Origin of the sequence: Oceanicaulis sp. UBA2681 (assembly GCF_002354675.1) — a bacterium.
GTDB classification, from domain to species: Bacteria; Pseudomonadota; Alphaproteobacteria; order Caulobacterales; family Maricaulaceae; genus Oceanicaulis; species Oceanicaulis alexandrii.
Genome location: NZ_DEMB01000008.1, coordinates 231512 through 239708 on the forward strand (window position 1 = coordinate 231512; position 8197 = coordinate 239708).

8 protein-coding genes are annotated in these 8197 nt (G+C 61.8%); 3 read left to right on the forward strand and 5 right to left on the reverse strand.

Annotated features, from left to right (window positions below; genetic code table 11):
* Positions 1–490 (forward strand): pyridoxal-phosphate dependent enzyme (locus B3M53_RS06265; protein WP_286799945.1); only part of this gene is annotated, 490 nt, incomplete at its 5' end.
* 9 nt (positions 491–499) lie between these two features.
* Here the strand turns inward: B3M53_RS06265 and B3M53_RS06270 are convergent.
* Positions 500–1561 carry an amino acid ABC transporter substrate-binding protein gene (locus B3M53_RS06270; protein WP_273147641.1) on the reverse strand — a complete coding sequence of 354 codons (1062 nt, stop codon included), beginning with the start codon at positions 1559–1561 and terminating at the stop codon, positions 500–502.
* A gap of 67 nt (positions 1562–1628) precedes the next feature.
* Here B3M53_RS06270 and metC point away from each other — a divergent pair, with 67 nt between their 5' ends.
* Positions 1629–2774: a cystathionine beta-lyase gene (gene metC / locus B3M53_RS06275; RefSeq protein ID WP_286799946.1), complete on the forward strand. Its 1146-nt coding sequence runs from the start codon at positions 1629–1631 to the stop codon at positions 2772–2774.
* Between the two features lie 24 nt (positions 2775–2798).
* Here the strand turns inward: metC and B3M53_RS06280 are convergent, their stop codons facing one another.
* The 4 genes from B3M53_RS06280 to B3M53_RS06295 are packed head-to-tail and all read right to left on the reverse strand — an operon-like array spanning position 2799 to position 6902.
* Positions 2799–3974: an ABC transporter permease gene (locus tag B3M53_RS06280; RefSeq protein WP_022699454.1), complete on the reverse strand. Its 1176-nt coding sequence runs from the start codon at positions 3972–3974 to the stop codon at positions 2799–2801.
* 5 nt (positions 3975–3979) lie between these two features.
* Positions 3980–5137, reverse strand: a complete 1158-nt coding sequence (locus B3M53_RS06285) for an ABC transporter permease (protein ID WP_273147648.1) — start codon at positions 5135–5137, stop codon at positions 3980–3982.
* Positions 5134–5826, reverse strand: a complete 693-nt coding sequence (locus tag B3M53_RS06290) for an ABC transporter ATP-binding protein (protein ID WP_022699452.1) — start codon at positions 5824–5826, stop codon at positions 5134–5136. Before B3M53_RS06290 ends, B3M53_RS06285 begins: the two co-directional genes overlap by 4 nt.
* A 35-nt stretch (positions 5827–5861) precedes the next feature.
* On the reverse strand, positions 5862–6902 hold the full coding sequence (locus B3M53_RS06295) for an efflux RND transporter periplasmic adaptor subunit (protein ID WP_286799947.1): 1041 nt from the start codon (positions 6900–6902) through the stop codon (positions 5862–5864).
* A gap of 281 nt (positions 6903–7183) precedes the next feature.
* Between B3M53_RS06295 and B3M53_RS06300 the strand changes: the two genes are divergently transcribed.
* Positions 7184–8197 (forward strand): SulP family inorganic anion transporter (locus tag B3M53_RS06300; protein ID WP_286799948.1); only part of this gene is annotated, 1014 nt, incomplete at its 3' end.

Sequence of the window (8197 nt, forward strand, 5' to 3'; positions counted from 1 at the left end):
GCAGACCGGCGGCAAGGTGGACGCCTTTGTGGCGGCGGTCGGGTCCGGCGGCACGATTGCGGGCGTGTCTGATGCGCTGAAAGCCAAGAATGACGCCATCAAGATCGCCCTCGCGGATCCCGGCGGCGCGGCGCTTTACGGCTATTACGCCCATGGCGAGCTGAAAGCTGAAGGCAATTCAATCACCGAAGGCATCGGACAGAGCCGCATCACCGCCAATCTGGAAGGCGCTCAAATCGATGAAGCTTTCCGCATTCCGGATGAGGAAGCGCTAGGCATTCTCTATGATCTCGTGATGGAAGAAGGCCTGTGTCTGGGCGGTTCAGCTGGCGTGAATATCGCCGGCGCGGTCCGCCTGGCCCGCAAGATGGGGCCGGGTCACACGATCACGACCATTCTTTGCGACCATGGATCACGCTATCAGTCCAAGCTCTACAACCCCGACTTCTTGCGTGAAAAAGGCCTGCCGACCCCGCCCTGGCTCGATTAGACGGAGCGTTCAGCGCACGGGCGGAGCATACAGCAGCCCGCCCTGGTTCCATTGGGCGTTCAGTCCCCGCTCTAGCTGAAGCGGGGACGCTTCACCCAGATTGCGTTCGAACATCTCGCCATAATGGCCACCTGCAGCGATCGCTCGCCGCGCAAAGTCCTCGTCAACACCGAGACTTAAGGCGATATCTTCATCCAATCCCAGAAGTCTGCGGACTTCCGGACGGTTTGATATCTGGCCCGGCTCTGAGAGCTGGCTTTGCGTAACCCCGTATTCTTCGGCCGCAATAAGCGCCATCAGCACCCATTCCACCGCCATTTCGAACCGGGGATCGCCGGCTTTCACCACGGGCGTCAGCGGCTCCTTGGAAATGACGTCAGGCAGGACCATGTGCCGGTCGGGTTCAGTGAGGCTGCGTCTGAAGCCGGCCAGGCGTGAGACGTCGCTGGTGAACGCATCACATTCCCCCGCCTCATACGCTATGCGGGCGTCCGCGACGGTTTCAACGGATACGGTGGTGAAGTTCAGCCCGTAGCGTTCTGAATAATCGTCGAGATTGAGCGCGCTGGTGGTCTCGGGCTGCACGCAGATGCGCGCGCCGCTCAGCTCCTGCGCTGAGGTCAGGCCCAGGTCGGCCGGGGCCAGAAAGCCTTGGCCATCGTAATAATAGACGCCTGTAAATCGCACTGCTTGAGTGGCTGCCCGCGACAAGGTCCAGCTGGTGTTGCGCAACAGGATGTCCACATCGCCGTCCCGCAAGGATTGAAACCGGTCGAGGGTTGTTGTCGGCACAAACTGGGTGCGGTCGGGATCGCCAAGAAAAGCGGCGGCGTAGGCGCGGCAGAGATCGACCTCGAACCCGCTCCACACGCCGTTTTCGTCAGTTTCTGCAAACCCCGTCAGCCCGGTGTCGACGCCGCATCTGAGCACGCCGCGGTTCTGTATATCGGCCATGTGCGAGCGGGACGCCGCCACATCGCTTTGGGAAACCGCGAAGCCCAATGCAAACGCTGTCGCTCCTTTTACGAGGCGACGCGGGTCCATCAGGTCGAACAAAGACGCTGGCGTCATCGGTCCAACCGCCTTACATGCTGAAATCAATACCTCAGGTGTAACGAAGAGAAGGGAGCGCGTCGACATGAAACGCGACACCCGACTGATCCATTCCGGTCAGCCCCGCCGCAGCGACGATCTGGTCAACCCGCCGATCGAGCGCGCCTCGACCGTCGTCGCGCCTTCAACGGCCGAGCTGTACAGCCCCACACCGCCCCGTCGGCATTACGGGCGCGGCGGGTTAAGCCCGAACACCGAACTCCGTGACGCGATCGCTCAGCTTTATGCAGCGGACCACGTGGCGCTGGCGCAGTCCGGTCTGGCGAGCGTGATCCTGGCGCTTCGCACGGCCCTGCCCGAGCAGCCTTCAGGCATGCAGGCGTTGATCACTGATTCCGCCTACGGACCGGTGCGGCGCTTCTGTGATGAAGAATTGCCGCGCTATGGCGTGACGCCAGTCTATTACGACCCGCGTATTGGCGCAGACATCTCGACTTTGCTCGCCAAACCGACCGCGCTCGTGCTTCTGGAAGCTCCCGGATCCTTGACGTTTGAGGTGCAGGACATCGCCGCCATCGCCCGCGCAGCCCGAGACGCCGGCGCCGCCAGCGTGATCGACGATACCTGGAGTGCGGGCCTGTTGATGAATCCGCTTGAGCTGGGCGTGGATTACGCGGCCCAGGCGCTGACCAAATATGTCGGCGGGCATTCCGATTTCCTGATGGGTGCGGTCGCTGCACGCGGAGACGCGGCGGCGCGCCTGAAAGACAAGGATGTGCTGTTCGGCGGCCATGTCTCGCCGGATGACGCTTATCTTTGCCTGCGCGGTTTGCGGACATTGTCCTTGCGGATCGAACGCTCCGGCGCTTCTGGTCTCGCCATCGCCCGCCAACTCGTGGCGCATCCCAAGGTCGCGCGGGTCCTACATCCAGGTCTTGAGAGTCATCCTGACCATGCCTTGTTCAAGCGCCAGTTCAACGGCTCATCGGGCTGTTTTGCGTTTGTGCTGGACGGGATGGACGCGCGGGCGGGCGAAGCGATTGCAGAGTCTCTGCATCTGTTTCGCCTGGGGTTCAGCTGGGGCGGCTATGAAAGCCTGATCCTGCCCTGCGACCGCCAGATCCGGCGCACCGCCGTGCCCTGGACAGCCGAAGGCGCCCTGCTGCGCCTGTCTGTGGGACTTGAGGATGTGGACGACCTCTGGGCGGATCTGGCTCAGGCGCTTGGCTGAGAGTCAGACCCGCCCTGAAGGCGTCTAGCCGTGCACTTCCAGGAGCGGCACGCGAGAGGCGCGCAAGGCCGGGAAAAAGCCGCCCAGCAAGCCCACCAGCAGCGCCAGGACCACCCCGTTCACCACCGCTGCGGGCGTTACCGCGAACGAGAACACCACTTGTGTGAAGCTGCCGCCAAGGGTGGATGCGCTCACACCGTCAAAGACGAAATAGGTGATCAAGGCCCCTACAAGGCCGCCGATAAAGGCGAGCATCAGGGACTCCACCAGCGTTCCCACAAAGGCGGCGAAACCTGAAAAGCCCAAAGTCCGCAAGGTGGCGATCTCGCGAATGCGCGAATCCACCGAGGCGTACATGGCGTTCCACGCCCCGGCGAGCGCGCCGACGGCCATGATGATTGCCAAAGGCCAGCCCAGATACATGATCAGATTGGACAACCCACCCGCTGATTGGGCGAAGAAGTCCTTCTCCGTTTCTACATCGAGATCCAGACGCGGTTCGTTTTCCACATAGTCCTGAAGTTCGGTCAGGCCGGTTTCGCCATCAAGCTCTACCCGGATCGACTGATAGCTCGCGCCGCGTTGATAGAGGTTCTGGACCGTGCCGATATCGGCCCAGATCTCGGAATCAAAGACTGAACCGCCGGTCGAGAAGATGCCGACAATGCGCCATTCATTGGGGCCCATGCGGATGGTGGAGTTCAGATCGAAACCGGAGAACTCCCGGATCACGCCCTCGCCCACCACGATCTCGTTGGAGCCTTCGGCGAACATGCGGCCCTGAACGATCTGGAAGTTTTCGCGCAGGCGCGGCGCCATCTCATCCACGCCCCGCAAGGACAGGCTGGCGTCATTGCCGGTCGAGCGTTTGGTCGCGTCGGTGATGACATACAGCTCGGCCGACAGAATGGCGTTCCCTTCCGCATCCCGCGCCACGCCGGGTGCGGTTTCGATCAGGCGCACCGTATCCCGTCCAAAGCCGGAATTGAGTTCAGCTTGAGCGCCAGAGCGCAAAAGGACGGCGATCTGCTCTGATCCGGTCCCGCTGACGGTGGCGCGGAAGCCGTTGGCCATGGCGAGGAAGCCCAGAAGGACGCCCACCACCAGAGCGATGGAGAGGATGGTCGCCAGCGACATGCCCCAGCGTTGCGGGATGGAGCGCAGATTGATCGAGGTGACCGCAAGAATTTGCGAGATCATGGCGATTACTCCTTACCCAAAGCGTCGACGATTTTCAGACGCATGGCGTTGAGGGCCGGTACAAACCCGGTCAAGAGACCGAAGGCGATCATCAGGCCAAACGCCTGGATCCAGGTGTCTCGGCCCACTCCAAGGCCCGGCAATTGCCCGCCTGCGACCTGGGCGATGCCGCTGAGCAGGAGCACGGCGGCCCCCAGTCCCAACAAGCCTCCGACCAGGCTGAGGAGCACTGATTCCGACAACACATGGGTGAAGATGCGCGAGGATGAGAAACCAAGCGTCTTCATGACGCCCACTTCCTTGGTCCGTTCATTGATCGCCATCACCATGGTGGTGCCCACGATCATCAAAATGGTGGCGAAGGCCGCGCTGACGACAAGGCTCAGGATCAATCCGATATTGCCCAGCTGTTCGACAAACGCCTGGGAAAACGCGGCTTCGGTGGTGGTTTCGGTTTCAGCCGGCGAGTTGGCGAACATGTCGTCAATCCGCTGAGACACCGCATCATTGATCGCTGGATCCCCTGTCAGCATGATCATCCAGCCGATCTGGTCACGATTGAAGGCCAGCGCTTCGTTGTAATAGTCGTACTGCATCAAGAGGTAGTTGGTGGGGAGGTCCTCATCTTCCGTGGTCAGGATCGCGCAGACCTCCACATCCCAGGCGCTGGAGCCGTCCTGCTGCCGCCAGATATTCGAGCTGAGCGGGAAACGATCCCCCACACTCCATTCATACTGTTCGGCGAGATCCGCCCCGACGGCAACGCAATCGCGGCGTTCAGCCAGTGCGGCGCGCTGGTCGGCGGGCAGCTCCAGTTCGGGGTAGACGACCAGATAGCTGTCCATATCCACGACGAATGACTGCACGAAGTTGCGCACGTCCTGGAAATACCCGCCAAACCAGGAGGCGTGCGTGACGGCCTGCACGCCATCCACACCTTCAACCCGACCCCAATAGGCGAAAGGCATGGTCTGGGTGAAATTGATCTTGTTCACCGTCACCAGGCGGTCAGCCCGCGACAGTTCTTCAGAAGAGTTGAGCACCCGGTCGATCGAGGCGAGCGCGCCAAAAATCAGGAAGGCCGTCATGATCGAGAGGATCAGCAGGATCGCGCGGGTTTTCTTCCTGAACAGGGATTTGCGTATGAGCGTGAGGTCATTCATGCCATCGCTCCGGATTCCACAAAGCGCCCTTTATCAAGGTGCAATTCGCGACGGGCGTATTTGGCGGCCGCCGGGTCGTGGGTGACCATGACGATCGTCTTGCCCAGCTCTGAATTGAGCAGCTGCAGCGTTTCAAGGATTTCGTCCGCGGTGGTGCGATCAAGATCGCCGGTCGGCTCGTCACACAACAACACGTCGGGATCGGCGACCAGCGCCCGGGCAATGGCGACACGCTGTTGCTGACCCCCTGAAAGCTGGCGGGGACGGTGTTTGCCGCGATCGGCCAGCTTTACCACTTCCAGAGCGGTCTGAACCCGACGCTTGCGTTCCTTGCCAGACAGATTGGTCAGCAGTAACGGCAATTCCACGTTCTGGGCCGCCGTCAGTGTCGGCATCAGATTATAGAACTGGAAGATGAAGCCCACATGGCTCGAGCGCCATTTGGACAGCTTCGCCTGGCTGAGATTGTCGATCCGGAGCCCGTTGCAGACCACCTGCCCGCCAGAAGGCTTGTCGATGCCGCCCAGCAGGTTGAGCAAGGTTGTCTTGCCAGACCCGGACGGACCCATGATCGCGATGAAATCGCCGCGATTGATGGTCATGGTCAGGTCTTCAAAGATCGCAACGCTCTCTTTGCCGCGGGTATAACGCTTGGAGAGATTTGTGAGTTCGTAGAGCACGTCGGTCATGATCTGTCCCTATCGCCTGGTGCTGAGATCGAAATTCAGTCTTGTTCGAGAAACGTCACGCGGGCGGCCATGTCCGGCAGGACCCGGTCATCACGCTCTCCCAGAGCCACGCGGACGCGGATGGTCGCCCGAGCGCGGTCTGCTGTGGGAATGATGGCTTCCACATGGGCGGGAATGCGCCAGTCCGGGTAAGCGTCCAGAATGGCCTCAACGCGCTGGCCGGCCCGCACACGCTGGATCTGGCCCTCGTTTACATCCACTTCGAGCTCCAGGCTGTCCATGTCGACCAGGGTCGCAATGCCGGTCCGGGTGAAGCCGCCGCCTGCGGATACAGGTGAGAGGATCTCGCCGACTTGCGCGTTCTTGGCGATCACCACGCCGCCAAACGGCGCGCGCACCACATGACGGTCCACATAATCGCGCTGGCTGCGTACGCGCACACGGGCGGCGGCAAGATCCGCACGCGCGGCGCTGAGCTGAGCCTGAAGGCTGTCGAGCTGGGCCTGTTCGGCGGTCCGTCGTGAATCGGTCGCGTAGCCTGAGCTGATCAGCTGTTCTGTGCGAGTCAGTTGCGTGCGCGCTTCAGTCACTTGCGCGGCGAACGATTGCGCCCGCTCGGCTGCAGCCGCCTGCTGAGCTTCAAACAGATCAAGATCGATGCGGGCGCGATCATCATCGAGATAGGCGAGCACTTCGCCCTCCTCGACCACGGCGCCTTCTTCAATCAGCACATCGCGGATGCGGCCCGTGATCTCTGCGGAAACCGTCGCTTGTCGGCGCGCCACCACATACCCGGACGCCACAAGGCCCGAGCTTGGCGCGGGACGCGTTGATGCCGCAGGCGCCACTTCCGGCGCCGTCTCGACCGTTTCAACGCTGCGGTCCGGTCTTTCCGCCGTGACCGCCGGAGCGGGTTCAGCCTTGGGAGAGAAATACCAGGCAGCGCCGGCGCCGCCACCGCCCGCCAGTACAATTGCGACCAGAAGCGCCACCCATCCGGGTCCGCCAGATCCGTGCGACTCCTGGGTTCGCTCAATCGTCAGAGAGTGCAATTGCTCTGTTCGTTCGTCATTCATGCGTCATGCCCCCTGTGCGCTATTCGCGCGAGCAGTGTATCAGTTCCCGCCATGGGCGCTGGAGAAATCGATTAGTCGGTTCCGGCCTCGCCCATGGATTTCACTTAGCCCCTGTCTCCGGGCGCGCGTTAGTGACAGGTGTCACCCGGCGTCAAATCCGTTCAACGCGAAACAAAATAATCAGGGCCGAGTGTTGCGTTGCAGCAAGGGCCGTGTCAGAGCACGGAGCTTGTTTGCCGCTCAATGGCGCAAACTATCTTATCCAGCCGGGATCTATCGTGATGGTCAAAGCCACCCTCAACGCGCTTGTGGAGCGTCTTTCTCTTACCGAGCAAGACGCGAACCTGTCTCTGACCAACCCCAATCGGCTGAAAACCGAAGTGCTGGCCGGTTTGACGGTGGCGTTGGCGCTGGTGCCTGAAGCAGTGGCCTTCGCCTTTGTGGCGGGCGTGCATCCGCTGGTTGGCCTGTATGCGGCTTTTATCGTGGGCCTGATCACCGCGGTGTTCGGCGGCCGTCCGGGTATGATCTCGGGCGCGACGGGCGCGCTGGCGGTCGTGATGGTGGCGCTGGTCGCCGAACATGGCGTTGAATACCTGTTCGCGACCGTCGTGCTGATGGGCGTGCTTCAGCTGGGCGCGGGCATCTTCAAACTTGGCAAATTCATCCGGCTGGTGCCGACCCCGGTGATGCTGGGCTTTGTGAACGGTCTGGCCATCGTGATTTTCCTCGCCCAGCTGGGCCAGTTCCAGGTTCCAGGCTCCGACCATGGCGGCGGCGGTCACGGACTGGCGGGAGGCGACTGGCTGACCGGTGTTCCTCTCATGGTCATGCTGGGACTGACGGGCCTGACCATGCTGATCATCTGGGCGCTGCCCAAATTCACCAAGGCCATCCCCGCGCCTTTGGCGGGCATCGCCATCACCGCCGCCATCGTCATCGGCTTTGGTCTGGACGCGCCGCGCGTGGGCGATCTCGCCAGCATTCAGGGCGGGCTGCCGGGCTTCCACATCCCCACTGTGCCGCTGAATTTCGAAACGCTTCAGATCATTTTCCCCTATGCGCTGGTCCTGGCCGCCATCGGTCTGATTGAAAGCCTTCTGACGCTCAACCTTGTGGGTGAGATGACCGGCAAACGGGGCGGCGCGTCCCAGGAATGTGTGGCTCAAGGCGCAGCGAACCTGGTCACCGGTTTCTTCGGCGGCATGGGCGGTTGCGCCATGATCGGCCAGTCCATGATCAATGTGCAATCGGGCGCGCGCACACGCCTCGCCGCGATCATGGCGGCGCTGTTC